The sequence below is a fragment of the Corynebacterium sp. HMSC06G04 genome (assembly GCF_001807365.1).
In the GTDB taxonomy this organism is placed as follows: domain Bacteria; phylum Actinomycetota; class Actinomycetes; order Mycobacteriales; family Mycobacteriaceae; genus Corynebacterium; species Corynebacterium simulans.
The window spans coordinates 21,906-47,018 of record NZ_KV788600.1 but is presented as its reverse complement, the minus strand read 5'-3'; the positions used below and the strand labels follow the sequence as shown (position 1 = coordinate 47,018).

The following is a 25,113-nucleotide window of genomic DNA, read 5'->3' as shown; positions in this document are numbered from 1 at the left end:
ATAGCTAACCCCCGACGTGTCCACTTTCCGGGGGTCAGGCCCGGGTGCCGTCGATATCTAAGACGCAAGCGTGGTGAAAGTATTTACCGACGTCCATGCCGATGACATAGTCGTAGGTCATGCCAGACCTCCTAGCGAATTGAATGAGTATGGGACTTATTTCATCGCTGGTGGTCGGACATACTTCACGCTGGCATCCACATTACTTTGAGACCTCGCACATTCTGTGCGGGTCAGGTTCCTATTAGCAGTCTGGAGTATGCCACTGCCTTCGGCGGCATCACCCCCCGGATCATTTTCAGACAGGGACGAAAACAAGCCATACCGAAGCCAGCGACTAGTTCCACTGCCCCAAGGCAGAAGGAACGCAGACAAACATAACCTGCCCCAGCATGGGGCTAGGAGTACGAATCCTGAGTTCCTTCAAGCGGAACTGCCAACAACGTAATGGGGCAGGGGTGTTTGCCAAAAGTAATACCGGAATTTATTTTTCCAACCGGGCCTGACTATCAGCGCAGCGCATAGAAAAATAGAACGAACTTGACGGGACGCGCCGGACTGGCACTCATAGCCGCCGGACTCCTTCTGGGTGGCGTGTTCTATGACGCGTGTGCTCCAGGCGGTGGTTCTTCTAATGGTTCCTCCACCGGTTCTTCCGCAGGCTCTTCGCAGCAGTAGGAGTACCTAGGCAGCACTGACTTACAGGCCGTCGAAATAGAAAAGGGGCGGCTTCCAGATTCCGCAGTGCGGAGCTGGAAGCCGCCCTCCCTTTTATTCGTTTCTAACCTGCAGCGATGTCGTTGAAGAGATTAGTTCTCGACGTAGTACATCTGCTTGTTGACGAACTCGTCCATACCCAATGGGCCGAGCTCACGGCCGAAGCCAGAGCGCTTCACGCCGCCGAAAGGCAGCTCTTCGCCCTCACCGGCCGGGGTGTTGACGTTGGCCATGCCCACCTCGAGGCGGCGAGAGATGGCGGCTGCGCGCTCGGTGTCCTTGGAAAAGACGGTGCCGCCCAGGCCGAACTGGGTGTTGTTAGCCAGCTCGAGCGCTTCCTCGTCGGAGGAAACCTTGTAGACCACAGCAACTGGGCCGAAGAACTCCTCGTAGTAGATGTCAGAGCCGACTGGAATGTCGGTGATAACGGCGGGGGAGATGAAAGCACCCTTGTCCGCCAGCTCGCCGCCAGCGCGCAAGGAAGCGCCTTCCTTCACCGCGCGCTGAATCTGATCGTGCAGGGTCTCCGCAGCCGCACGCGAGGACAGGCAGGAGTAGGTGCCTTCGCCCTGGGCGTCGGCAGGCGCTGCCTTTGCTGCCTGTGCGAGCTTGGTCAGCTCAGCCACGAACTCCTCGTAGATGTCCTCCATGACAATCATGCGCTTGTTGGAGTTGCAGGCCTGGCCCGTATTGTACATGCGGGTCGTCCACGCCAGCTTGGCTGCTTCCTTGACGTCGTCGGTATCGAGAAGAATGTAAGGATCGGATCCACCGAGCTCGAGCACTGCCTTCTTCAGGTTTTGGCCTGCCTGGGCACCCACGATGGCGCCGGCGCGCTCGGAGCCAGTCAGGGAAACTCCCTGGATGCGTGGATCCGCGATGATGGTGGAAATCTGATCGTGGGTGGCGAAGATGTTGTTGTACACGCCTTCCGGAATGCCGGCGTCATCCATGATCTTCTGCACGGCGAGTGCGGAGCGAGGGCAGATTTCTGCATCCTTTAGGACGATGGTGTTGCCGAGGACCAGGTTCGGGCCCACGAAGCGGGCAATCTGGTAGTAGGGGAAGTTCCACGGCATGATGCCAAGCAGCGGGCCGATGGGCAGGCGGCGGATTACCGCAGTGCCATTGGCAGAAGCCGGAATCGGCTGATCCTTGGTGAATTCCTCGCCGTTATCGGCGTAGTACTTGATGATGGCCGCTGAGAACTCTGCTTCCTCGATGCCCTCGGAAATTGGCTTGCCCATCTCTTCCGCGGCAATCTTGGCCAGCTCCTCCTTGCGCTCCGCAAAGAGGCTGGCGGCGCGAGCAACGATTTCCGCGCGCTCGGACATCGGGCGCGCACTCCACTCACGGTAGGCTGCGGCGGCCTTCGCCAGTGCGCCTTCTACCTCGGCGTCGGTGGCGGAGTCGAAGGTCTCGACGATCTCGTCGGTAGCAGGGTTTTGAACTCGGTAAGTGTTAGACATTAATTCTCCTTATTGTGTGATCCAGCTCTTTTTGGAGCCTAATAGTGAACTAGGTTGAAATAGGGCTAGCCTCTAAACTAGCGGCAATTGAGAGTCTTCGCCGGACGTTATCCGCTTCAATGTGCGGCCCTTGAAGAAATCCGGATGGGCAAAGCGCGTGAACAGCATTAATACGGCGCCGAGTAACAGAATTCCCATGCCCAGAACGAAGACGGTGCCCACCCCGAAAATAGAGGAACCGGAACCGTATTCCGGGCTAAGCGAGTCGAATGCGGTGATAAAGAACATCAGCAGCAAGAATCCACCACCCAGCAGGGGGAAGATGAACTTGAAGATGATGTTGTGCACGCTGCTGAAAAGCTCGTGGCGGAAGTACCAGATGCAGGCCACCGCCGTGATGCCGAAGTAGAAGCAGATCATGAGACCGAGCGCGGAGATGGTATCCCACAGCGCGTTCTCAGACAGGATGCGCGTGACCGTGTAGAAACCGCCCGCTGCAATAGCGGAGGCAATCGTGGCCGTAGACGGCGTGCGGAACTTGGGGCTGATCTTGGAAAAGACCGGCGGCAACGCCTTGTAGTATCCCATCGCCAGCAGCGTACGGGCGGGGCCCACCATCGTGGACTGCAGCGAGGCGAAGGAACTGGAGAGCACCGCGACGTAGATAAGCAGGGCGGCCGAGCCCAGCACAGGGGAGGAGAGCGCGGCGAAGATCGATTCCTGGTTCTCCGGGTTGCCGGCACCCAGGCCTTCATCACCCGTTCCTGCCCACGTGATGACAGCCAAGGCCGTCAGAATGTAGAGGCTGATGATGACCAAGACCGTGATGGTTGCAGCGCGCCCCGGAGTCTTTTCTGGGTTCTTTGTTTCCTCGTTCATCGTCAGCGTGACGTCCCAGCCCCAGAACATGAAGATGGACAAGGAAATGCCGGCCGCGATGAGGGAAAAGTTGCCGATTTCCAGCGGATTAAACCATGAAACTGAAATCGGGGTGAAGTCGAATCCACCGCCCTTATAAGCGCGCACGATGGCCACAATGTCAAAGACCACAATGGCCATGATCTGGATGGCAACCAGCACGTATTGCAGCTTCTGCGTGGAATCTAGGCCACGGTAGGAAACCCAGGCTGCGATGGCGATGAAGACCATCGTGGTGGGGATATTGATCCAGAGATTGCGCGTTAGGTCTGCAATTTCGGGGCGGCCTGCTATCTGGGCAAGGAGGAGATAGAAGAAGTCCACGGCGACTGCGGCAAGGTTCGAGAGCACCAGGATGGTGGCAGTAATAAGGCCCCATCCGCCCATCCAGCCCACCCAGGGACCAAAGGCTTTGGTGGCCCAAGTAAATGAGGTACCGGAATCCGGAACCGCATTGTTGAGCTCACGGTAGGCAAAGGCCACCAGGAGCATCGGGATGAATCCCAAAAGGAGGACCGCCGGAACAAACTCGCCCACCGCGGAAATGGTGGGGCCAAGTCCCGAAGTCAGCGTATAGGTCGGCGCGATGCAGCTGATGCCGATGACGACTGCGCCGAGTAAGCCGACGCGCCCGGTAGCCAGGCCCTTGGTGGAAGCGATGTTATCGCCGCTTCCTGGCGTGGGCTGAATCGGTGGTGCAGGAGTGGCACTAGTCATGACTACTCACCGCCTTTCAAAAAGAACTAGGAAATACGGTCTGGTGGTAGGAAGCGATCTGGGCGAAAGCGTCTGCTAGATCGCTTCGTGGTCGGCGCCGGCGTGCATGTAGCCGGCTGGTACGACGACCATGGGAACGGGAATGGAGCGCAGCATTCGCGACGCCGTGCCACCCAAGAAGAGCCGGCCGGGAACCGCGAGGCGAGAAGAGCCAACCACGGCGAGCTCTCCGTCTTGCCAGGTGACGTTTTCCATTGCGGCTTCGACGTCGCGCCCAGTGGCGACGTCGGTTGTGGCGTAACCAGCCGAGAGCATTTCTTCGGCGATATCGCCCAGCTTGCGGTTGGCATAAGCGCGTACCGCATTGGGAACGTCGGTGCCGAGGCCATGCAGATCGGACTCGCCAGGCAGCACGAGCGAAAGCAGTCGCAGCGGAAGGCGACGGCGCCGCGCGCGGTCCAAACCAATTGCGATGACGTCCGTGGTGCCTGGGCGCGGACCAAACATGACGGTGATGCGGCTAATTGGACCGGGGTAGGAGTAGCCGCGTGGCGCGAGAGCGATAGGGACAGTACCGGAGTGCAACAACGTGTTGACCGCAGTACCCATTTGGAAGCGGCCAAAAAGGCCGCCCTTGCGCGCACCAACCACGATCATGTCGCAGTCCAGTTCTTCCGCCGCGCGATTGAGCGCTTCGGCTTCAGACTCGCCGGGGACGATTCGGGCGGTGGCGCGGATGTCACTGGGGACTTCGCCCAGCGCCTCCTGTAACCAACCTGCAATCTGTTCTTCCAGGATGGAACTGTATCCGCGGTCGTGCGGGTAGACACCGGAGAAGGAATTATTGGCCGGCGCGGCCATGACGATCTCAAGGTTGACGTTGCGGGTCTTAGCAAGGGCGATGCCCAAGCGGAGCGCGTCCTTGCCATAGTCCGTAGCAACGTAGCCCACCAAGATATGTCCGGTGGCTGCGCGGCGATCAAAATCAGAAGCAGACAATATTTAACCCTTATCGGCAATCTCCTGGGCGACGAGCTCGCCCTGGCGGATAGCACCGTCGACGTGCTGGTAGCCCTCGGCAGCGATGTCGGAGCAGGCGTAGTAGATGGAGCCGGTCGGCTCGTTCTGCAGGTGGCCCCAGCGGGATAGGCCGCCCAGGTCATAAGAGGTGGCGTAGGCGCCGCGGGTCCACTCCTCAGCGGCCATGTCGGAGAGGTAAAACGCGATTGGCTCCTTGGTCTTCGGGCCCAGGTAGTCCGCCATGGCAGAAAGTATGCGCTCCTTGCGCTCTTCTTCAGGCAGGTGCCACATTTCCTCGGCATAAACGTCGGAGACGAAGCCAACCAAAGTGCCGTACTGGTCTTCTTCGCCCTCGGCAGAGGCAGCAAAGTTCTTGCCGTAGTTGGTGTTGTCGTAGACCTCCTGAACTAAACGGCCGCCGCCGAAGCCGGTGCCGGAAAGGCCCTCTTCGCGCCAGAAAGGCTTGTCGTAGATGGCGTGGACCTTGATGACCAAGCCCATGGAGATGTGCTGGTGCACGATCTGCTGGTCTCGTGGCAGCGGCGGAACGAAAGAGATGCGGTTGTACAGGTTTGGTGGAACCGCGAGCACGGCGTAGCGCGCCTTCACGGTGACCTTCTCGGAGTAGGCGATGACCTCGCGGGCCTCGCCGTTGTTCGGCACGCCGTTGCGAACGTCGGCTGCGACCTTGTTGAGGTCATCAGCGGTGGTTGGGTCAACCTCGGCCCAGTGCAGCTCGCGCACAGGGGTGCCGAGGTAAACATCCTCACCTAGCTCTTCGGCCATGGTCAGAGACACGGACTGCATGCCGCCGACCACGCGGCGGTCCAGGATGAAGTCCTCGTCGACCAAGTTGGAGAAGGAGCCCGCGGAAGCAGCCATCAGGACTGCCTGCAGGGTGGAGAAAGCATAGGAAGGCTTGGTGAGCATGCCCGAGGCGACGTAGATGGAGACGTTGTCGATTGCCTCCGGGTCATCAGACAAGCCTTCGAGCCACTTGCGGAAGGAGATGGAGTCCAGCTCCTTCGCACGCGGGTGTGCCCAGGGGCGCGCCGGGTCCATTTCGGCTGCGAGGTCATCCATGATCTTGATGAGGCGGTCCATCTCCGCGATGGTCTTCTCGGAAGCGGGGAAGACGGTGCCCTCGTACTCGTGGCGGGTGCCGTCTGGGGCAACGTAGATGGACTTGCCCTCGCGGTAGCGCTGGAAGGTTTCGAGTCCTAGCTCATCAACGAGCTCGATGAGCCGCGTCTGATCCGGGGAAATCCACTGTCCGCCCAGCTCCACGAAGTGCTCGACACCCTCGGCATCCTTGACCTTGCCATTCCAAGTACGGCCGCCGACGCGGTCGCGGGCTTCCAAGACTGCGACGGAAAGGCCCTTCTTCTTCAGCGTGCGTGCTGCCATGAGGCCGGCAGGGCCCGCGCCGATGACGACAACGTCGCGCTCGAGGACCGGGTTGGTGTTGGATTCGTTGCTAAATAATGACAACATGGTGGGTTCTCCTGTGCGAAGTGGTGAACATCTTCCTCTACGCGGTGCAGAGGAAACGTCTATGGGAAAATTGTTTGAAAGCTCAGCGCAAAATGAACAACATTCATTTTGTGTTGCGTGTCACTGTACAGGAATCAATGTGACTCTGGATAGAGGTTTGAGCCATGAATTTTTCGCGCGCTAAAGGTCGGCCACCAAAGGCGCTGGTAAACCGTGAGAAAATTGCCGAGGCCGCTTTAAAAATTGTGGAGGAAAGTGGCTATGCCAAACTCACAATGGCCCGAATTGCCCGCGAAGTGGGGGTGGGGCCGAGTGCGTTGTACAACCATGTACTTAACAAACATGAGCTGCTCATCCTTGTAGAGGATGCGGTTATGGCGCAGGTAGACGCATCGCTTCTCGACGCCGCCTTAGCGGGCGAGGTGAGCGTGCGTTACGCATTAGAGGTCTGGGCGCGTTCCTACCGCGATGTATTCGCGCGGCACTATCCGCTGGTGGAGGTCATTGCTTCTACCCCCGTGTCCGGTGCTCCACGGGCAGTGAAAATGTACGAAAAATTAGCTGAGGTACTGGCATTTGCCGGCGTCGAATCCGCGCAGATTCTGCCGCGGATCATCATGCTGGAGTCCTTCATCTACGGCTCCGCCTTCGACGCCAATGCTCCCCAAGAAATCTTCGAGGTTCCCGAAGACGGTGATATAGAAGCACCGCATCTGCGCAGCGCTCGTGCTGCATGGCAAGAAAAACTTTCGGCTGCGGCAACTAAAGAGCAAAAAGCCGCCAACCCGTTTGCGGAAGATCCGTTTCAAACGGGTTTGGCGGCGTTATTGGCAGATTTCCTGCCGACGGTTCCAGGTGAGCAACCGCCGTCTAAGTAGGGAAAGGGCGATGGGATAGAAGGCGATTATTCGCCGTATGGGCGAATGCCCGCACGCTCCCAGGCGGCCAAGAAGATGTTTGTTTCTTCCTCAGTTGTAATGGAAACGCGAACGCCTTCATCCAGGTAGCGGCGAATGATGACGCCTTCGTCAGAAAGCTTGCGTTCAACCTCTTCGGCGTCGCCGCGTGGAATCCAAACGAAGTTGCCCTTGGAAGGGCGCGCGCCAATTGCCTCTGCTACGCGCTCGCGCTGCACCTTGGTCTCTTCGACGCGGGCAAGCAGCTCCTCTGCCGAGTTAAGCGCTGCGATGGCAGCCTTTTCTGCCATGTAGGTAACCGTTAGCGGCATGGTCATTAGCTTGAGGCCGTGGATGAGCTCCGGGGAGGCGATGCCGTAACCCACGCGTGCACCGGCAAGGCCGAAGGCCTTGGAGAAGGTGCGGGCGCCCACCAGGTTCGGGTAGTTGAAAATCTCCTCGGCAGAGTCCGGGGTATCCTCCGCGTCGTTGTACTCCCAGTAAGCCTCATCGAGGATAACCACGATGTCCTTCGGAACCCGCTCCATGAAGTCACGGAACTCGCCCTTGGTGATGGTGGTGCCGGTTGGGTTATTCGGGTTGCAGAGGATGATGGCGCGGGTCTTGTCCGTGATGGCCTCGATTACGGCATCCAAGCCCAAGCGGTCGTCCTCGGTAAGCGGAGTCATCACTGGTTCCGCGCCGGCCATGCGCACGTAGAGCGGGTAAGCCTCGAAGCTGCGCCACGGGAAGATTACTTCGTCACCAGTGTGGCAGGACATTCCGATGGCCTGCTGAACGATGGCCGAGGCGCCCGCTGCGATGGTGAGGTGATCTTCAGGAACGCCCAGGTACTTAGAAAGCTCGGTGGTCAGTTCTGGGCAGCCATCGATCTGGTAGCGGTTGGTCTCCGCTGCCGCCCGCGTCATTGCCTCGAGCACGGAAGGAAGCGGCGGGTTAGGGATTTCGTTGGAGGAGAGCTTCAGTTTGTCGCCGTCGGACTTGCCGGGCTTGTAATCAGGGAACTTGTTGAGATCAGAGCGAAGCATATGACTATAAAACTCCTAACTTTAAAGCGACTTTTAAGAAGTGATAGATAAGAATTAGAACATGTTCCACACGGTAACCGCCATAATGACGATTCCCATGCCGAATACGAAGTAGTTCCACGGGTCATTTTTGAACTTGGAATAAGCGTCGAACTTCTTGAACATGTAGACCGGGACCAGGTAAACGAGGAAAGCCACGAAGATGCCACCGACGACCGAAATCATCGACACGATGGATGGGTTATAGACCGCCACCAGGGTAGTGCCAACGAAGGTGATGAGATAGATGATGTTAAGCAGGCTGCGGTGCGAGATGCGCTCAGCCAGCTTTGGCGCTGCTAGGCGCAGCAGGTACTCTGTGCCTTCCTCGGTGCCCAGCATGTGGCCGAAGTAGGAGGAGATGATGGCGCACATGACCACAACGGGTGCCATGTAGGCCATGAACGGGGTGCCGGTGACGTTAGCGAAGTAGGACAGTACCGGAATGTTTTGTTCCAGCGCCTCATTCATTCCGTCGGCGCCCAAAGCCAGGACGCATGACCAAACAAAGAACATGGTAAAGACCACCAGCAAGATGGCGGTAAGCATCTCCGTGCGGTCAACGCGCTTGGCGGTCTTCTCGCCATAGGCCGGCTGCATGTCTAGTGCGAACTGAGACAGTGCCGCCATGTGGGAAAAGGAAAATACAAGCACCGGCAGAATCAGCAGGATTCCCTTGAGGATTCCAAAGTCGCCTTCACCGTTGTCGTAGTGCAGGAAGCTCTGAAAATCCCAGCGTGGGATGAGATAGATGGACGTTGCTGCCAAAGCGAAGATGAGCGGATAGACCAGCACCTGGGCCAGCCACAGCATGGGCTTGCGGCCCACGGCGAACGCGCCGGTCATAATGCCCACGCAAAGGATGGCGAGTACCCACCGGTTGATGGAAGGTCCACCCAGTTGGTTGACGATGAAGCTATCGACCGAGTTGGTGATGCTGATGCCGTAAATCAGCACCGTGGGGAAGATAGCGAGCCAGTACAAAATGGCGATAACGATGCCGGAGGTGCGGCCAAAATACTGCGTGGCCAGTTCCAGGACGTCCTTGCCGTGGTCGCGGATCGGCGCGCCACTGACTATTCGGACATAGGTGCGGTGCGAGAAATAGACTAGCGGCAGGATGAAGACCGTGGCAAAGACCAGTGGCCAGAAACCAAATCCACCAGCGTTAAGTGGAAGGAACAAAATTCCTGCGCCGACGGCAGTGCCGAACAGGGTGATGACCCAAGTCATCGTGGAGCCAGCAGGTTTGGCCTCTGCACGCTCAACAGCGGTAGCAACGGTATCGCTCATTGAAAAATCCTTTGTTTGGGGACAGTTTTAGTCGTTGTCAGGCAGCGACAGAGCTTGATCCACAATCACGTTGATGACTGCTGGAATCTGCTTCTCGCGCATAGCCTGCAGGGCGCGCTCGACGGCAGGGCCTGCCTCGGCGTCGGAAGTGACAAGCTCGCCGTGTGCGCCAAAGCCACGGGCGACGGCGGCGAAATCCGGGTTGGAAAGCTGGGTACCGGAAACGCGATCAGGGAAGTGGTTCTTTTGATGATCGCGGATGGTGCCGAACTCGCCGTTGGACATCACGACAGTCAGATAAGGAGCGCCGTACTGCAGGGCGGTAGCCAGCTCTTGGCCGTTCATCAGGTACTCGCCGTCGCCAGCAATGGCGATGACGGTGCGCTCAGGAAACTCCAGCTTGGTGGAGACCGCACCTGGAACGGAGTAGCCCATCGAGCCATTGCGCACGCTGAACTGGGAGGGGTAGACGTTGGTGCGCATAAACTGCTGCGCCCAGATGCAGTGGTTTCCGGCGCCGAAGGTGTAGATGGAATCCTCTGGGGCCTGCTCCTGAATGGCGCGCATGAGTGATTCGATGTGTGCGGTTCCCTCAGGAGCCGGGCGCCAGTCGGCTTCGTCCTGAACCGTAGAGAAAGCCACCTGCGCCGCGTGCGCATCCGCGAACCACTGCTGCTGGGCAGCGCAGACCTCGCCCGTATTGATCTCAGACAGCGCTTCGGCGAAGGCTACCGGGCTGGCCAGGATGTGGCGGGTGACGGCTGCGGAGTTGCCACGCAGGCTGGAATCGATGTTGATGAAGAAGTTGCGGTCATTTGCGCCTTGACGCAGCTTGTAGCCGTCAGTCGGGACGTCGCCAAGCACTGCTCCAACGGCGAGTACGAGGTCGGAATCCTTGAGCAGCGCAGCTGCCTTCTCGTCACGGCCGTAGCCCAGCCAGCCGGCGTTGGCCGGGGAAGAAAAAGGGATGCGGTCGCTGGCGCGGAAATCGTGGACCACCGGAATCTGGTTGGTTTCTGCAAACTCGGTGATTTGGCGTGCGGACTCTGGGGTCCAGCGTGGGCCGCCGGCGAAGATGAGTGGGCGCTCGGCGCAGCGTAGGGCCTCGGAAAGCGCGGCGATATCGCTTGGGGATACCGCGCCGTCTGTCACGTTGATTGGCTGGATAATCTCCCCGTCGAAGTCCAAGTGGAGAATGTCCTCCGGCAGGCCCACCACTACTGGGCCTGGGCGGCCCTGCTTGGCCTGGAAGAATGCCTCCGCCACCACGTGGGAAGCACGGGATGGGTCATCGAGGATGAAGACCTGCTTGGTCTGGGTTCCAAACCACGCCTTTGGGTCGAATTCCTGGAACGACTCACGGTCACGGTCGGGGAAGGGGATAAGGCCCACGAAGAGGACCATCGGGGTGGAATCCTGCCAGGCGGTGTGGATACCAACGAAAGCATTGGAAGCGCCTGGGCCGCGGGTGACCATTGCGACGCCCGGCTCACCGGTGGCCTTGCCGTGTGCCTCTGCCATGTAGGAAGCGCCGCCTTCCTGGCGGGTAACGATGGTTTCGATGGGGCTGTCATAGAGCCCATCAAGTACTGGCAGGAAGCTCTCGCCTGGGACGAGGTATGCGCGCTTGACGTTGTGTGCTGCGAGAGATTCAGCGATGGCGGTGCCAACATGGCGACGAGTCATAGTTTTCAGACAATCCTTCTTCTGTGATTGGTACAACAATTTCACCTTATTGTGAAGGAATTTCGTCCATGTTGTCTAATGTCTAAGATTTTTCAAATCCATGCCCATTGGTAATAGCTCGTGTTAAATGAAGTTTTATGGATTACACGAGGGCGAAATATTTCTTGGCGCTCGCGCGCACCGGTTCCGTGACCACCGCGGCAGAGCAATTGAGCATCACCCAGCCGGCGCTAAGCCGCCAGCTGCGGCGCTTTGAGGAGGAGCTGGGGCTCGAGCTTTTCGAACGCGCAGCTGGGGTGCTGCGTCTCAACGAGGCGGGCAAGGCATTGATTCCCGTGTGCCAGCAATTGGTGGCAGATAATAACAGGGCTACGCAGGCGGTTTCGGCGCTGCAACGCGGCGAGATGCGCGCCTTGCAGGTGGCGGCAACGCCGACGACCATCTCGACGATCTTGGCGCCTTTCATCGTTGACGCGCGCGAGGAGATTCCGCTTCTGACCACGCTGGCGGTCGAGCACTACGAGGTGTACCAAGCGCTAGATACCACCGCCGATGTGGTGGTGACGCCAATTCCAGTAAAGGAGGGGCTCGATTCCGTTCCGTTGGGGGAGGCCACTATCCGGGCTTGGGTAAACAAGGAGCACCCTCTAGCGGGCCAAGACAGCATTGACGTGGGGGACTTGGTCACTCATCGTCTCGCCATGTCAGGCCGGCGCAGCGTCTCACGCGGGCTCTTCGATGCCTTTGTAGGGCGCAACCACGCTGTGCTTGGCGACGTCGTCGAGTGCGAGGACACCGTTACGCTCATCGCCCTCGCGCGAGCCGGGCGTGCAATCGCCATCTCCAGTGCTCTGCAGGCCCACGACGCGGTAGGCCTGCGCATCTGCAATGAGGAGGAGATGCTAGGCGGTGTGCCCCTGCACGCGGCTTGGCGTCGCGGGCACTTTGCCACCGCGGAAATCCATGCCGTGGTCACGCGCCTCCAGGAGTTTCTGGGAATTAACCCCGCCGATGGCGTTCGTGCCAGCTAAAGACGCAGATCCACCTTCTCGTTGGCGGCGATTTCTTCTAAACGCTCGGCAGTGCACATGCCGGCGACAATAACGGCGGAGCCTCCACATGCGAGCGGTTCGAGAATCAACTTCTTAAAGGAATCCTTGTCCTTCCACCCCGCGGACATCACGCGTTGGGCAGGGCCGGCGGCAGAATAAAGCTCCGGCAAAGCGGTGGTGGGGCCATAGAACTGATCGCCGTAGAAACGCACGGTGGGCCCAAAGTCGATGGCGCCCGCGGGCAATTCGCCGCCGGATTCGATGACGCCGCGCCCGAATGGGTCATCGGTAACGAGCACAACATCGGCTCCTGCGAATTCCTCAGTCAACTCTGCGTAGCCCTCGGGCGCGGCAAAAATAACATCGGGGCTTGCACCGTCTAGTTCAGCGCGAGTGAACGCTGTGTGGACCTCGGCAGCAATGGCGCCCAAAGCGATAACTGCGGGCTGCCAGGAAACAGGGAGGTCGAGGAAAATGAGGGAATCGGAATCGAGCTCAAGCTCTTCTAGGAGCATGTTGGCAATCTTGGAGACCCAGTTATCCAAGGTCTGTGCGGAAAAATCCATGCGCGCGCCGGTGGCTTCGTTGTAGAAAGTCAGGCGCGGCGCTGCGGCATCTGCGGAAAGTAGGTGCTGAAGCATATCCATGTCCGCCCATCGTAGGTGACTGAGCCTTAGCGCGGCAGGGAATGCTTTCACACTACGGCCCTGGGCCCTCGAGCGCCCCGGAAAGTGAGTGATAGGGATACTCATTTTTAACATTAAATGGCAACTACCTGCCAAAAACTGGGGAACGATCCCTAAGAAAAGCCAGGAACCTTTTGAATTAGGTCCCTGGCTCGAGAATTACTTAGTTTGTGTAGCGTTTAGTTCACGCAGCGCGGGCCCTCGCCGCCGGCGTCGATCTCCGGGGCAACCTCTGCCGCGCCCATGTCGCTGCCTGGGGTGCCGACCTGTTCGCCCGGTTCGGAGTCGGTGGGCTCTGCGGCCTGCGCTTCCTCGTCAGATGGGCCTTTGTAGTCGTCGTAAGCCACGACGACAAAGGTGTTTTCGTCCAGCGACGGGCTGGAAGTAACCGGCAGACCACCGAGCTGCTCAGCCAAGTCTTTGGCGCGTTGGTCGTTCTCATCCGCGGCGACAATCTGGGACTCGTAGTATAGGCCCGGCTCGGCATTGCTGGTCTGGTCGACCTTGTAGCCCACGCCAGTCAGCCATGTGCCAACGCCGGAGGCCAGGCCATCGATGCTGCCCGCGTTGAGCACGTTGACCTCGATGCCATCGGCTACTGGCTTTTCGGAAGGGTTGGAGCCTGCCTCTGCGCTTGACGACGCCGCGGCTTCCTCCGTCTGCTCCGCAGTCTTGGCGAGGTCATCCATAAACCTATGGACCTCTTTCTTGTCGATGGTCACGACGGACTCACCGTAGTCACCCACGCCGTCGATGGAGGTCACCGGAATGGTGGTGAAGGTGACGTTGCCGCCGGCCAAGCCTGAAAGCTGGGTGACCAAACCCATGACGTCCCAGCCCTCATCGATGACTACAGAGCGTTCGATTGCGTCAGCAATCTTGGAGAGCTTATTTGGGTTAGCCAGGGTGCCGGAGGAGAGCACCTTGGAAACCAAAGAAGCCATGTATGCCTGCTGGCGCACGATGCGGTCCAGGTCGCCGCGTGGAAGCTCGTAGCGCTGGCGGACGAAGGACAGGCCCTGGGCGCCGTGGAGGGTCTGGCGGCCCTTCTTGAAATCAGCGCCAGACATGACGTCCTTAACGTCGTTGTTCAAGCACACGTCGACGCCATCGACGGCGTCGGTAAGCAGCACGAAGCCCAGCAGGCCGACCTCAGCGTAGTGATCGATATCGATGTCTGTGAGTGAGCGCACCATGCTGATAAGCCCCTGGCGGCCGGCCTCCACGCCCTGCTGCTCGATCTCCTTCGCGGAATGTGGTTTCTTCTTGCCTTCAACCTCTGCCTCGGCGTTTTCTTGCTCTAGCTCTTCGACCTTGTCCGTCTTGTGGGAAGCGAAAACGGCGTTAATCTTGGTGTTGCCAAACTCGCCGTCGTCGACGTAGGTATCGCGCGGAATCGAAACCGCAGTTGCACGGGAGCCGTCATCCGGGATGCGGATGATCATGATGGTGTCTGTGTTCTCCTCGCCCTCGTCCACGCCGGCGTGGAGGTCTGCCAGTTCCTTGTCTGACAGCGGGTTGCCCTTGGCATCCGTGCGCGAATCCTTGCCCACCAGCAAGATATCCATCGCGCCGTCTTCGGTGTCTGCCTTAAAACCACCCTTGTTGCCCAACGCGAGGTTAGAGACAGAGGACATGCCATCGCCCACGCGGCCCACGGTGGCATAGCCAACGCCAGAGAACACCAAGATTGCCGCCGATACAAATGCCATGACGGCCTTCAGGGGCTTGGACCCCTGTTGCTTTACCGCCGTCGCCGAATTGGGCGAGGGCGAGATGGCGCGGGAACGACGCTGCTTGTCTGATTTTTTCTCAGAAGACACAGGAGGAGGACTTTCTAATTGTGGCGTTCAAAGGTGGCAGCAAGCAAGGTGGCTTCTCTCGGTGCTTGCCGTGTAGCCAATTTAGGGGCTGATCTTGTGACAGTTTAGGCGAGAAGAGAAAGAAATCGTGATCTATACATGATTTTCGTCAAGCTTGTAGTGTCTTGGCAGCAACCTAGCAGCGAGTATGGGTACGCTAAGCAGCATTGTGAACACAGATAACGTAACTGCCCTCGCAGTGGTCACGGTGACGTATTCGCCGGGCCATTACCTTGGGGATTTCCTTAAATCGCTGGAAAGCGCAACCAACCGGCCCACGGCTGTGGTCTTGGCGGATAACGGCTCCACCGATTCAGTGCCGCAGACCGCGGCTGCTGGCCGTGACGACGTTGTGTTTTTAGACACGGGCGGCAACATCGGTTACGGCGGCGGAATGAATGCCGGCGCGCGGCTTGTCCGCTCCGGCGCGTTGGGTGAGGGCGATGAAGAGTTCTTCCTCATCAGCAACCCAGACGTTACTTTTACTCCTGGAGCTTTGGATAAGTTGGTGGAGTGTGCGCGCCGGAATCCACAAGCCGCAGCCGTAGGCCCGCGCATCGTGGAACCGGATGGCTCGTATTATCCTTCCGCGCGTGCGATCCCCACATTGACCACCGGCATCGGCCACGCCCTGTTTGGCACCATCTGGCCTAGCAACCCGTGGTCGCGTGCCTATCGCAATGACGCCCATATGTCCGTCGAGCGCGAGGCGGGCTGGCTTTCGGGTTCCTGCCTTTTGGTGCGGTGGGATGCGTTCCAGCAGATCGGCGGCTTTGACGAGCGCTACTTCATGTACATGGAAGACGTCGATCTGGGTGACCGTTTTAGCCGTGCGGGCTGGAGCAACGTCTTTTGCCCTGAGGCAATCATCACCCATGCCAAAGGGCACTCTACCCAGGCGCATGCGGGCGCGATGCTGCGAGCCCACCACGACTCGGCTTACCGCTTCCAAGCCGACCGCCATCCGCAGTGGTGGCAAGCGCCAGTCCGACTGGCGCTCAAGGCCGGACTGCGGTTGCGCGGGTTTGCTCTAAGCGCCCTAGCGTGCCGCAGCAGTGGCTAGGCGCCTTGGGCATATACACTGACCCCCGATAAAACACGTCGATTTATTCGCATAAGGAATTCTTCTATGAGTCAAGCAGCTGTCCAATGGGGCGCTTCTACCGATGCCGTCATCCTCGTCGGTGGCCGTGGAACCCGCCTGCGCCCGCTGACCATCGGCACCCCAAAGCCGATGCTGCCGACTGCTAACTATCCGTTCCTGCAGCACCTTCTTGCCCGCATCAAGGCTGCGGGCATTACCCACGTGGTGCTGTCGACGTCGTTTAAGGCAGAGGTCTTCGAAGAGTACTTCGGTGACGGTTCCGATATGGGCCTGGAAATCGAATACGTAGTAGAAGAGACCGCGCTGGGTACCGGCGGCGGCATCCGCAACGTCTACGACAAATTGCGCCACGATACCGTGATGGTCTTCAACGGCGATGTTCTCTCCGGTATGGACCTGGGCGGCATCTTGCGAACCCACCACGAAAAGGATGCGGACGTTACCATGCACCTGCTCAACGTGGCAGACCCGCGCGCCTTCGGCTGCGTTCCGACTGACAGCAATGGCCGCGTGACGGCGTTTTTGGAAAAGACCGAGGACCCGCCAACGAACCAAATCAACGCTGGCTGCTACACGTTCAAGCGGAAAGTCATTGAGACCATTCCGGCTGACCGCGTGGTCTCCGTTGAGCGTGAGACCTTCCCGAGCCTGTTGGAGTCCGGACGCATGGTGGTAGGCCACGTCGACAACTCCTACTGGCGCGATATGGGCCGCCCAGATGACTTCGTGCGCGGTTCTTCTGACTTGGTTCGCGGCATTGCTCATTCGCCGCTGCTGGAAGGCCGCACCGGTGAGTCCCTCGTCGATGAGTCTGCCGGAATCGCCGGCGGTGTGTTGTTGCTTTCTGGCACCGCGATTGGCCGCGGCTCTGAGGTCGGTGCAGGCTCGCGTCTGGACGGCACTGTTGTCTTTGACGGCGTGACCATCGAGCCGGGGGCAATCATCAGCAACTCGATTATCGCTTCGGGCGCGCAAATCGGCGCCAACGCACACATCGACAATTGCGTCATCGGTGAGGGCGCTGTCATCGGAGCGCGCTGTGAGCTCAAGGGAGGCATGCGTGTCTTCCCGGGCGTACAGATTCCGGATGCCGGCGTCCGCTTCAGCTCTGACGCTTAAAAAGAGCAGACATTTAAGCTATCTCTCCCACGACCCGTTTCCTTTTAAGGGGGGGGCGCAGGTGGTGGGAGTTTTCGCTTTTTGGCTGGTCTTTTACGGTTTTGGTTGCTGGGCAGCTTGTGCGCGCAGAGATCCAGCAGATCGGCTTAGATGGTGGCGACACGCCGATCAAACCTTGGAATTGTTTACAGGAATATGGACCACCACTACATATGGTACCCCCGGCCCTTACCCCCGGAGGGGGATCTATGTGACGGATGTGAAAGTTGGGGATCGTGTGCTGCGTTTTTGGAGAGAATCCCCGGAAGGCCTCGTTTTCGGGTTGACGATATTTAGTGATCCGGTGTGAAATAACATCAGTGTAATCAAGCGCATCGGCGACGCCTCCGCCAAACTTTGGCTTTGGTGTAAGGTCGGTGCAACTTAGAAGAAACCTACCCAACCTCGGAGAAAGGAATTAGCGTGGAGAAAAACTCGAATAATGGCGCTATTCTCCGTGGCGGTGCTGCCGCAGAGATGTCTCTCGATGAGCTTTTTGGCGCCGTCGAGCAGGAGTGGCAAGACCAGGCACTGTGCGCGCAGACTGATCCTGAAGCCTTCTTTCCGGAGAAGGGAGGCTCCACCCGCGAAGCCAAGCGTATCTGCCAGGCTTGTGCGGTGCGAGATGAGTGTCTCGAGTATGCACTAGAGCATGACGAGCGCTTCGGAATCTGGGGCGGACTGTCTGATCGTGAACGCCGCCGCCTCAAGCGCGAGATTGGTTAACCTCCGGCTAGGGAAACCTTTCTTCTTAAATCCTTCACCTCTATCTATGTTTAGTGTCATCTGGCGCTAGGGCGTGGATTGTGGTGGAGGATTTTTGCTTACCAGCTAAACCGAGGATCAACGTCCTGCGGATCAAGGTTGAGGTAATTGGCCACCAACGCAGTTAGAACCGTGCCTAGCAACTCTGCGCGTTCGCTAGATGTTTCGGCACGCTCCTCGATGGGCATCCGGAAAATTACCATGCGGGCGCGTGTTGGGTGGCCGGCAGCGTCAACGCCAGCAGGGACAACCCGGCCTAAAGGTACCGGGCCGTCGGCGATGATCTCTTCCGGCAGGACCGTCATATCAGCAGAAAGCCGCATGCGTGGAACCGTGTCCACCGCCAAGTCCAATCCGGCGAGCTGCTCTGCAAAAGCATTCTGGATGGGGGCATAGGCCTCGAGTACGGCCATGTCGAAGCGCTCGCTCTTGCTGCGGAAACGCGGCGTCGATTGTGGCAAAAGCGGTCCGTGCATACCCCTTCCGCGGCGGTCGCGGAACGGACGAGTGTGGGGGCGGCGCATGGTCATGCCCGTGATTTTAAGGTTTCGCATGACCATTTTCGTGCGGGGCGCGCCGAGTTTCGACTATTCAAATCTCAACTAAAGGTTTAGACTCATTGCCGTGAATCATTCTCGTCATTGCTCTCGTCCAGGCTGCGGCAAACCCGCCGTGGCAACTTTGACCTACGCGTATTCACAGCAGACGGCCGTCGTAGGCCCGCTCGCGGAGGAGACTGATCCGCATAGCTGGGACTTGTGCGAAAAGCACAGCTCCCGCATCACCGCTCCCATCGGCTGGGAGATGGTGCGTGTGGACCGCATTGAGCTTGACGAGGAAGACGACCTCATGGCCCTGGCCGAGGCAGTTCGCGAGGGCGGGCGCGTGACTACCGGCCTAGTGGAAGATGGTTCGGGCTCCGGTCAAGACCCCATTGACTACGCCGCCAACTTTGATGGCGCCGATCCTGATAGCTCCAACCACCCGGTCTTCCGCACGCGCCGCGTAAGCGAGGCAAAGCAGCGTCGCCGAGCACACTTGAGCGTCGTGCCTGACGACGCCTCGACTCAGGACGCCACCGAATCCGCCGCGGGCGGCCGTCATCGCTTGAAAGAGGACTAGTTTTAGGCCACGGCTCCAGTATTTGGGGCTGGGGAAAGAGTACTATTGCAGGTTATGCGTACTCGTGAACAGCTAAACGCCGTTATTAAGGCCTATGACGTCCGTGGCGTCGTGGGTGAAGACATTGATGAGAATTTCGTCCGCGACACTGGTGCTGCTTTCGCCGCTATTTTGCGCGAAGAAGGCGAGAAGACGGTGGCTGTGGGCCACGATATGCGTCCTTCTTCGTCGGCGTTGTCCGCTGCCTTTGCTGAAGGCGTAGCTTCGCAGGGCCTGGACGTGGTGAAGCTGAACTTGACCTCCACTGATGAGCTCTACTTTGCAGCAGGGTCCATGGAATGCGCTGGCGCGATGTTTACCGCCTCGCATAACCCAGCTAAGTACAACGGCATCAAGCTTTGTCGCGCCGGTGCTGTCCCGGTGGGGCAGGAGACTGGCCTGGAAGCAATCAAGGACATGCTCGTAGATGGTGTTCCAGCCTACGACGGCGCCGCAGGCTCCGTCTCCGAGCGTGAGGTCCTGTCTGACTACGCAAACTTCTTGCGCTCTTTGGTTCCGCTGGAGTCTTCCCGCCCGCTCGTTGTGGCCGTGGATGCAGCAAACGGTATGGGCGGACACACGGTTCCGGCGGTCTTCGAGGGCCTTCCTTTTGACGTGCGCGAGCTGTTCTTCGAGCTAGATGGCACCTTCCCGAATCACGAGGCTAATCCTTTGGACCCGAAGAACCTCGTGGACCTGCAAGCCTTTGTGAAGGAGCAGAAGGCAGACATCGGACTCGCCTTCGATGGCGACGCCGATCGCTGCTTCGTGGTCGATGAAAACGGCGATGCAGTTTCGCCTTCTGCTATCTGTGCACTTGTTGCGGAGCGCTACCTCAAGAAGTTCCCCGGCTCGACCATCATTCACAACCTGATCACCTCCAAGACGGTCCCAGAGCTTATTGCTGAAAACGGCGGCAAGGCTGTGCGTACCCGCGTGGGTCACTCCTTCATCAAGGCCCAGATGGCCAAGGAGAAGGCTGCCTTCGGTGGTGAGCACTCTGCGCACTACTACTTCCAGGAGTTCTGGAACGCGGACTCGGGCATGCTCGCTGCGATGCACGTGCTAGCTGCGTTGGGCGAATCCGATAAGCCGCTTTCTGAACTCATGGCGCAGTACTCGCGTTACGAAGCCTCTGGTGAGATTAACTCCACCGTGGAGGATCAGAAGGCTGCTACGCAGGCAGTGCTCGACGGTTTGGCTGAGGAGATTGAGTCCGTCGACGAGCTCGACGGCGTGACCGTGGAGCTGAAGGGCACCGATGCGTGGTTCAACGTGCGTGCTTCCAACACTGAGCCGCTGTTGCGACTAAACGTTGAGGCAAAGACTGCTGATGAGGTCGATGCCATAGTGGAGAAGGTTCTCGGCATTATCCGCGCTTAGGCGCCTTCCCCATGCGGGCGCCTTTCTGCGTGTACCGTTTCCTGCAAATAGCGCCCTAGAATTGCGTGTTTTGGCCCGCTATTTGCAGGAAAAAGGATCCTGGATGCCGCCACGATTGCCGCGCATCTCGGTCCCCCCGGTGCGTATACCGTTTCCTGTAAATAGTGAACCCAAACAGGCTAGCTTTGCTGGCCTATTTGCAAGAAACGGTACATTCGCGGCGGCTGAGCCGCGGGTGAGCGCCGCACAACACAAAAAGCGCCAGCACAATGCTGGCGCTTTTTATGCGGGAAAATTAGCCGCGGGAGTGGGTAACCATGTCCTCCCACTCGACGTACTTCTTGCGCTCGCGGCCTTCTGCCTCACCAAGCGCACGCTCGGCGGCGTCGAGGTTCTTCCAACCATCCCAGGTCAGGAACTCGATGCCTGCTTCGGACAAGGTTGCGGTGATGTCCTCGTCGGAGGAGTGGGAAAGCTTGCCAGCCTCGGCGTCCTCGAGCAACATACCGATGGTCTCCGTCGCATCAGACTTGGTGTTGCCAATAAGTCCGACCGGGCCACGCTTGATCCAGCCCGTGGCGTAGAGGCCCGGAACGATGCTGTCGTCCTGCTCGATGACGTGGCCGCCATCGTTGTTGATGACGTTTTTGTCGGTATTGAAAGGAACGGTATCGATGGCATCGGAACGGTAACCCACGGCGAGGTAAACAGCCTGGACAGGCCACTCGGTGAACTTGCCGGTGCCGCGAACGTTGCCGTCGCCAGTTAGCTCCGTGCGTTCGGTCTTGATGCCGGTGACCTTGCCGTTCTCGCCGAGGATTTCGACCGGCTGCTCGAAGAGGTGAATCTGCAGGGTGTGCGGCGCATCCTTCGGCTCGCGGATGGCGTAGCCCTCGAGGGTCTGGCAGACCAGATCCTGGGACTTAGAGTTTGCACGTGCTTCGAGAGAAGCTTCGTCGTAGTCGATGTCTTCTGGGTCGACAACAACGTTGATGGTCGGGGAGTGGTCCAGCTCCTTAAGCTCGAGCGGAGTGAACTTAGCCTGTGCGGGGCCGCGGCGGCCGAAAACGCGGACCGTTTCAGCCTGGTTCTTGGCCAGGGAGTCATAAACGTTGTCTGGGATTTCGGTGACCTTGAGCTCGTCGCCGGTCTTCGCCAAGATGCGGGCGACGTCGAGTCCAACGTTGCCCACGCCCACGACGGCTACTTCCTTTGCGCTGAGATCCCACTCGCGGTTGAAGCGGGGGTTGCCATCGTAGAAACCAACGAACTCGCCTGCGCCGTGGACGCCTTCGAGGTCTGCGCCTGGGACGTCGAGGTTGCGGTCGCCGACAGCGCCGGTTGCGAAGACGACTGCGTCGTAATGTTCCTGCAGCTGTGCCACCGTGAGGTCGCGGCCGACGTGCACGTTGGAGATGAGGCGAATTTGCTCGGTTTCCAAAACGCGGTGCAGAGAGTTGACGATGCCCTTGATGCGTGGGTGATCCGGCGCCACGCCGTAGCGGATCAGGCCGAAGGGAGCTGGCATTTGCTCGATGAGATCGATCTCAACATTGCCACCGGTCTTTTTAACCAGGATGTCAGAGGCGTAGATGCCTGCTGGGCCAGCGCCGATGACGGCTACCTTCAGTGGGGCTTGCGACATATCAGTAGTGGGCCTTTCCTCAAGATTTTTTACGGGATATTGGAACGACTAGTGCTAAACGCTAAAAGTTATCGTTCAGGTACTGGTCGTAATACTAGTCGTTCTAATTCTTTTTATGAATATTAGACTGATTAGTCTGCTGAAACTGTGTGAGCGTGGGTTTTATTGAACCGCGCTATCGCAAATCCGGCAACCGGGTTATTTAGATTCTTCCAGCTTGGCGGTGTTGTCGCAGGTCACACTGTAAGGAGTGGTGAAATTAATCCGAACCGCTTTGTCTATTGAGGTTAGACAGGTAGGTTTTGGGCAACCACTACGAAAGGCAATTGTTCACCGCCATGACTACCGCAACGAAACCTACCGCCAAGTCTCGTACGCGCAAGCCAGAGGGACAATGGAAAATCGACGGTACAAAACCGCTTAACGCGGACGAGGAGATCAAGCGTGAGGACGGCGGTCTCTCCGCCCGCCAGCGTGTCATCGATATTTACTCCAAGCAGGGCTTTAAGTCCATCCCGCCGGAAGACCTTGCGCCGCGTTTTAAGTGGCTTGGCCTTTATACCCAGCGCAACCAGAATCTGGGAGGCGAGCTAACCTCCAAGCTCAGCAATGCGGAGTTGCAGGATGAGTACTTCATGATGCGCGTGCGCTTCGACGGCGGTCGCGTCAGCCCGCAGCAGCTGCGCACGGTGGGGGAGATCTCGCGGGATCATGCGCGTTCCACCGCGGATTTCACGGACCGTCAAAACATCCAGCTGCACTGGATTCAGATTGAGGACGTCCCGGGCATCTGGGAAAAGCTGCGCGCGGTGGGCCTCGATACTCTGTTGGGCTGTGGCGACGTTCCCCGCGTCATCTTGGGCTCGCCGGTGGCGGGCGTCGCGGAAGACGAAATCATCGACGCCACCCCGGCCATCGATGAAATCGTGGATAATTACCTCCCGCGCGAGGAGTTCCACAACTTCCCGCGCAAGTTCAAGACGGCCATTTCGGGCAATCGCCGGCAGGACGTTACTCACGAGATTCAGGACATCGCGTTCGTCGGCGTCGATCACCCCGAGTACGGCCCTGGTTTCGACTGCTTCGTCGGCGGCGGCTTGTCCACAAATCCCATGCTTTCCCAGTCCTTGGGCGCTTGGGTGCCGCTTGAGCGTGTGCCGGAGGTGTGGGCCGGCGTGGCTCGCATCTTCCGCGATTATGGCTACCGCCGCAATCGCAATCGAGCGCGCCTGAAGTTCCTCGTCGCTGAGTGGGGCATCAAGAAGTTCCGCGAGGTGCTAGAAAACGAGTACTTGGACGCCCCGCTTGCCGACGGCGAGCCCCTTACCGTCGAGCCTGGCTCCCGCGACCACTTGGGCGTGCATAGGCAAAAGGATGGCAACTTTTATCTCGGCGTCAAGCCCACCGTAGGCCATGCCACGGGCGAGCAACTCATCGCTATTGCCGACGTCGCGGAGCGTTTCGGCATTACCCGCATCCGCACCACGCCGATGAAGGAACTTCTCTTCCTCGACGTCAAGGAAGACGATATTCCGGCTCTTTCGCGGGCGCTCGATGAGACCGGTTTGTACTCGCAGCCATCTGAGTTCCGGCGCGGCGTTATTTCCTGCACCGGCTTAGAGTTCTGCAAGCTTGCGCACGTAACCACGAAGGCCCGGGCGATTGAGCTGGTGGACATCTTGGAAGACACCTTGGGTGACCTCGACATGCCGATTTCCATCGCACTCAACGGCTGCCCGAATGCTTGCGCTCGTTCCCAGGTTTCGGATATTGGACTGAAGGGCCAGATCGTTACTGATTCCGAAGGAAACCGTGTTGAGGGCTTCCAGGTGCATCTGGGCGGCGCGCTCGGGCTCTCCCCGGACTGGGGGCGCAAGCTGCGCGGGCACAAGGTCATCGCGGATGAGGTCCCAGACTATGTAATCCGGTTGGTGCAGAAATATAAGGAGCAGCGCGAGGAAGGCGAGCAGTTCCGCCACTGGGTCCTGCGCGCAGATGAGGGAGATCTGCAGTGAATTTTCGCCGCGAGCCGAATCCGAACCGCAACCATCCGATGTACTGCCCCTACTGCGGCGGCATGAACCTCTTTCCCGATGAGGAAGGCGATTTCGCTTGGAAGTGCTGCGAGTGCCTGCGTATCTTTTCCGTGATGTTCCACGGTCAGGATGATGCGCCGGTAGCACCTGCCAAGACGGTTTCTTCCAACGAGGCGTTGCAACGATCGCTACAACGCCGCGGGCATCTGTCTGCTGCTAAGCAAGATGCAAGCGTGGGGAGCAGACGATGAGAGCACTGATTACGCTTTCACATGGTTCGCGCCATCCAGCGGCAGCTCTTGGCATTGAGGCTTTGACGCGAAAGGCGGCGGCACTTGCCGGTGCCACATCCTATGAAGCGGCTTACCTCGACTTTCACGAATCTGACTTGGAAGCTGCAGCGCAACGAGTAGCTGCCGCGGGGCAGAGGGAAGCGGTGGTCGTACCACTGCTGTTTACGCGGGGCTATCACCTGCGCGTGGATGTGCCGGAAGCGATCGATCGCGCTGCGCAATCCGCCGGGCTGCGGCTGCTGCAAGCAGAAGGCTTAGGCACCGGGGCCGACATCGCGGAGCTCCTAGCAGCGCGTGCGATGGCGCCGCAGACAGGTAAGAAGCCACAGCATCTCGTCATCTATGCCGTAGGCTCTTCAGACGAGAAGGCGAATAGCGCTGTGCGCGACCTCGCTGCGAATGTAGAAAGCCTCACTCATCTGTCCACTTCGGCGGTGTTTGCAACACGTGGTGGGAAAGAGGGCGTCGCCAAGCAGGTGCGCAGTCACGGTGCGGTGCGGGTGTTGCCACTGTTTAGCACGGCAGGGCTGTTGCTGGACCTGCTCGCGGATTCCCCTGCGCAGGTAGACTCCCCGCTAGGCACTGACCTTGCTGGGGTCGTTGCTGACCGTTTTGCCCATGCAGTGGGCCTGTCCACCCAGACTCACATGCTTGCACAGATCGGATAAT

21 protein-coding genes are annotated in these 25,113 nt (G+C 58.9%); 10 read left to right on the top strand and 11 right to left on the bottom strand.

The features are described from left to right. Window positions 1-809 precede the first annotated feature (809 nt). From HMPREF3158_RS03930 to HMPREF3158_RS03915, 4 genes are all read right to left on the bottom strand, one after another. Window positions 810-2,186, bottom strand: coding sequence for an NAD-dependent succinate-semialdehyde dehydrogenase (locus HMPREF3158_RS03930; protein ID WP_062035697.1), 1,377 nt, complete (start codon window positions 2,184-2,186; stop codon window positions 810-812). Between the two features lie 72 nt (window positions 2,187-2,258). Continuing rightward, the gene (locus HMPREF3158_RS03925) at window positions 2,259-3,821 is read right to left on the bottom strand and encodes an APC family permease (protein ID WP_070497384.1); all 1,563 of its coding nucleotides are present in this window, start codon (window positions 3,819-3,821) and stop codon (window positions 2,259-2,261) included. Between the two features lie 75 nt (window positions 3,822-3,896). Further along, entirely contained in the window at window positions 3,897-4,820 is a 924-nt protein-coding gene (locus tag HMPREF3158_RS03920; RefSeq protein ID WP_062035695.1) for a universal stress protein, read from the bottom strand. A 3-nt stretch (window positions 4,821-4,823) separates the two neighbouring features. Next, a complete protein-coding gene (locus HMPREF3158_RS03915) occupies window positions 4,824-6,335 on the bottom strand; it encodes a flavin monoamine oxidase family protein (protein WP_070497382.1) in 1,512 nt (503 codons plus the stop codon). Between the two features lie 164 nt (window positions 6,336-6,499). On the opposite strand from HMPREF3158_RS03915, the gene HMPREF3158_RS03910 reads away from it, so the two are divergent. Beyond that, window positions 6,500-7,213, top strand: coding sequence for a TetR/AcrR family transcriptional regulator (locus tag HMPREF3158_RS03910; protein ID WP_070497380.1), 714 nt, complete (start codon window positions 6,500-6,502; stop codon window positions 7,211-7,213). A gap of 26 nt (window positions 7,214-7,239) precedes the next feature. Here the strand turns inward: HMPREF3158_RS03910 and HMPREF3158_RS03905 are convergent, their stop codons facing one another. The 3 genes from HMPREF3158_RS03905 to HMPREF3158_RS03895 are packed head-to-tail and all read right to left on the bottom strand — an operon-like array spanning window position 7,240 to window position 11,298. Further along, on the bottom strand, window positions 7,240-8,280 hold the full coding sequence (locus HMPREF3158_RS03905; protein ID WP_062035692.1) for a histidinol-phosphate transaminase: 1,041 nt from the start codon (window positions 8,278-8,280) through the stop codon (window positions 7,240-7,242). Window positions 8,281-8,334: 54 nt separating this feature from the next. Continuing rightward, window positions 8,335-9,612 (bottom strand): amino acid permease, encoded by a 1,278-nt coding sequence (locus tag HMPREF3158_RS03900; protein WP_070497378.1) that lies wholly within the window; start codon window positions 9,610-9,612, stop codon window positions 8,335-8,337. Between the two features lie 27 nt (window positions 9,613-9,639). Then, window positions 9,640-11,298 carry a thiamine pyrophosphate-dependent enzyme gene (locus tag HMPREF3158_RS03895; RefSeq protein WP_062035690.1) on the bottom strand — a complete coding sequence of 553 codons (1,659 nt, stop codon included), beginning with the start codon at window positions 11,296-11,298 and terminating at the stop codon, window positions 9,640-9,642. 137 nt (window positions 11,299-11,435) lie between these two features. Here HMPREF3158_RS03895 and HMPREF3158_RS03890 point away from each other — a divergent pair, with 137 nt between their 5' ends. Further along, window positions 11,436-12,329 (top strand): LysR family transcriptional regulator, encoded by an 894-nt coding sequence (locus tag HMPREF3158_RS03890; RefSeq protein ID WP_062035689.1) that lies wholly within the window; start codon window positions 11,436-11,438, stop codon window positions 12,327-12,329. Here HMPREF3158_RS03890 and HMPREF3158_RS03885 read toward each other — a convergent pair. Together HMPREF3158_RS03885 and HMPREF3158_RS03880 are read right to left on the bottom strand one after the other, a co-directional pair. Then, window positions 12,326-12,997, bottom strand: coding sequence for a TIGR03089 family protein (locus tag HMPREF3158_RS03885; RefSeq protein ID WP_062035688.1), 672 nt, complete (start codon window positions 12,995-12,997; stop codon window positions 12,326-12,328). The two genes, HMPREF3158_RS03890 and HMPREF3158_RS03885, sit on opposite strands and share 4 nt — an antisense overlap. A gap of 218 nt (window positions 12,998-13,215) precedes the next feature. Then, window positions 13,216-14,859 (bottom strand): LCP family protein, encoded by a 1,644-nt coding sequence (locus HMPREF3158_RS03880; protein WP_210386625.1) that lies wholly within the window; start codon window positions 14,857-14,859, stop codon window positions 13,216-13,218. A 187-nt stretch (window positions 14,860-15,046) separates the two neighbouring features. On the opposite strand from HMPREF3158_RS03880, the gene HMPREF3158_RS03875 reads away from it, so the two are divergent. The 3 genes from HMPREF3158_RS03875 to HMPREF3158_RS03865 all read left to right on the top strand — a co-directional run bounded on the left by HMPREF3158_RS03875 (window position 15,047) and on the right by HMPREF3158_RS03865 (window position 17,887). After that, entirely contained in the window at window positions 15,047-15,961 is a 915-nt protein-coding gene (locus HMPREF3158_RS03875; RefSeq protein ID WP_070497377.1) for a glycosyltransferase family 2 protein, read from the top strand. Window positions 15,962-16,027: 66 nt separating this feature from the next. Beyond that, entirely contained in the window at window positions 16,028-17,122 is a 1,095-nt protein-coding gene (locus tag HMPREF3158_RS03870; protein WP_062035686.1) for a mannose-1-phosphate guanylyltransferase, read from the top strand. 516 nt (window positions 17,123-17,638) lie between these two features. Continuing rightward, window positions 17,639-17,887 (top strand): WhiB family transcriptional regulator, encoded by a 249-nt coding sequence (locus HMPREF3158_RS03865; RefSeq protein WP_005528147.1) that lies wholly within the window; start codon window positions 17,639-17,641, stop codon window positions 17,885-17,887. A 98-nt stretch (window positions 17,888-17,985) separates the two neighbouring features. On the opposite strand, the gene HMPREF3158_RS03860 is transcribed toward HMPREF3158_RS03865, so the two are convergent. Then, window positions 17,986-18,456, bottom strand: a complete 471-nt coding sequence (locus tag HMPREF3158_RS03860; protein WP_062039102.1) for a metallopeptidase family protein — start codon at window positions 18,454-18,456, stop codon at window positions 17,986-17,988. Between the two features lie 94 nt (window positions 18,457-18,550). Here HMPREF3158_RS03860 and HMPREF3158_RS03855 point away from each other — a divergent pair, with 94 nt between their 5' ends. Both HMPREF3158_RS03855 and HMPREF3158_RS03850 read left to right on the top strand, forming a co-directional pair. Next, window positions 18,551-19,048, top strand: coding sequence for a DUF3499 domain-containing protein (locus HMPREF3158_RS03855; RefSeq protein ID WP_082787627.1), 498 nt, complete (start codon window positions 18,551-18,553; stop codon window positions 19,046-19,048). Window positions 19,049-19,102: 54 nt separating this feature from the next. Beyond that, complete coding sequence (locus tag HMPREF3158_RS03850; protein WP_062035684.1) at window positions 19,103-20,470, top strand: phosphomannomutase/phosphoglucomutase; 1,368 nt, start codon at window positions 19,103-19,105, stop codon at window positions 20,468-20,470. A 295-nt stretch (window positions 20,471-20,765) separates the two neighbouring features. Here the strand turns inward: HMPREF3158_RS03850 and HMPREF3158_RS03845 are convergent, their stop codons facing one another. Then, window positions 20,766-22,115 carry an FAD-dependent oxidoreductase gene (locus HMPREF3158_RS03845; RefSeq protein WP_062035683.1) on the bottom strand — a complete coding sequence of 450 codons (1,350 nt, stop codon included), beginning with the start codon at window positions 22,113-22,115 and terminating at the stop codon, window positions 20,766-20,768. A gap of 338 nt (window positions 22,116-22,453) precedes the next feature. Here HMPREF3158_RS03845 and HMPREF3158_RS03840 point away from each other — a divergent pair, with 338 nt between their 5' ends. The 3 genes from HMPREF3158_RS03840 to HMPREF3158_RS03835 are packed head-to-tail and all read left to right on the top strand — an operon-like array spanning window position 22,454 to window position 25,112. Beyond that, the gene (locus tag HMPREF3158_RS03840; protein ID WP_062035682.1) at window positions 22,454-24,130 is read left to right on the top strand and encodes a nitrite/sulfite reductase; all 1,677 of its coding nucleotides are present in this window, start codon (window positions 22,454-22,456) and stop codon (window positions 24,128-24,130) included. After that, window positions 24,127-24,402 carry a hypothetical protein gene (locus tag HMPREF3158_RS12425; protein WP_082787626.1) on the top strand — a complete coding sequence of 92 codons (276 nt, stop codon included), beginning with the start codon at window positions 24,127-24,129 and terminating at the stop codon, window positions 24,400-24,402. The genes HMPREF3158_RS03840 and HMPREF3158_RS12425 overlap by 4 nt, the downstream gene beginning before the upstream one ends. Further along, window positions 24,399-25,112, top strand: coding sequence for a sirohydrochlorin chelatase (locus HMPREF3158_RS03835; RefSeq protein WP_062035681.1), 714 nt, complete (start codon window positions 24,399-24,401; stop codon window positions 25,110-25,112). The genes HMPREF3158_RS12425 and HMPREF3158_RS03835 overlap by 4 nt, the downstream gene beginning before the upstream one ends. The last annotated feature ends 1 nt before the right edge of the window (window position 25,113 follow it).

Bases quoted from the DNA above. Each gene is read 5' to 3' on its own strand.
- HMPREF3158_RS03930 (WP_062035697.1), bottom strand. From the start codon at position 2,186: ATGTCTAACACTTACCGAGTTCAAAACCCTGCTACCGACGAGATCGTC.
- HMPREF3158_RS03925 (WP_070497384.1), bottom strand. From the start codon at position 3,821: ATGACTAGTGCCACTCCTGCACCACCGATTCAGCCCACGCCAGGAAGC.
- HMPREF3158_RS03915 (WP_070497382.1), bottom strand. From the start codon at position 6,335: ATGTTGTCATTATTTAGCAACGAATCCAACACCAACCCGGTCCTCGAG.
- HMPREF3158_RS03910 (WP_070497380.1), top strand. From the start codon at position 6,500: ATGAATTTTTCGCGCGCTAAAGGTCGGCCACCAAAGGCGCTGGTAAAC.
- HMPREF3158_RS03905 (WP_062035692.1), bottom strand. From the start codon at position 8,280: ATGCTTCGCTCTGATCTCAACAAGTTCCCTGATTACAAGCCCGGCAAG.
- HMPREF3158_RS03900 (WP_070497378.1), bottom strand. From the start codon at position 9,612: ATGAGCGATACCGTTGCTACCGCTGTTGAGCGTGCAGAGGCCAAACCT.
- HMPREF3158_RS03895 (WP_062035690.1), bottom strand. From the start codon at position 11,298: ATGACTCGTCGCCATGTTGGCACCGCCATCGCTGAATCTCTCGCAGCA.
- HMPREF3158_RS03890 (WP_062035689.1), top strand. From the start codon at position 11,436: ATGGATTACACGAGGGCGAAATATTTCTTGGCGCTCGCGCGCACCGGT.
- HMPREF3158_RS03885 (WP_062035688.1), bottom strand. From the start codon at position 12,997: ATGGATATGCTTCAGCACCTACTTTCCGCAGATGCCGCAGCGCCGCGC.
- HMPREF3158_RS03875 (WP_070497377.1), top strand. From the start codon at position 15,047: ATGGGTACGCTAAGCAGCATTGTGAACACAGATAACGTAACTGCCCTC.
- HMPREF3158_RS03870 (WP_062035686.1), top strand. From the start codon at position 16,028: ATGAGTCAAGCAGCTGTCCAATGGGGCGCTTCTACCGATGCCGTCATC.
- HMPREF3158_RS03865 (WP_005528147.1), top strand. From the start codon at position 17,639: ATGTCTCTCGATGAGCTTTTTGGCGCCGTCGAGCAGGAGTGGCAAGAC.
- HMPREF3158_RS03860 (WP_062039102.1), bottom strand. From the start codon at position 18,456: ATGACCATGCGCCGCCCCCACACTCGTCCGTTCCGCGACCGCCGCGGA.
- HMPREF3158_RS03850 (WP_062035684.1), top strand. From the start codon at position 19,103: ATGCGTACTCGTGAACAGCTAAACGCCGTTATTAAGGCCTATGACGTC.
- HMPREF3158_RS03845 (WP_062035683.1), bottom strand. From the start codon at position 22,115: ATGTCGCAAGCCCCACTGAAGGTAGCCGTCATCGGCGCTGGCCCAGCA.
- HMPREF3158_RS03840 (WP_062035682.1), top strand. From the start codon at position 22,454: ATGACTACCGCAACGAAACCTACCGCCAAGTCTCGTACGCGCAAGCCA.
- HMPREF3158_RS03835 (WP_062035681.1), top strand. From the start codon at position 24,399: ATGAGAGCACTGATTACGCTTTCACATGGTTCGCGCCATCCAGCGGCA.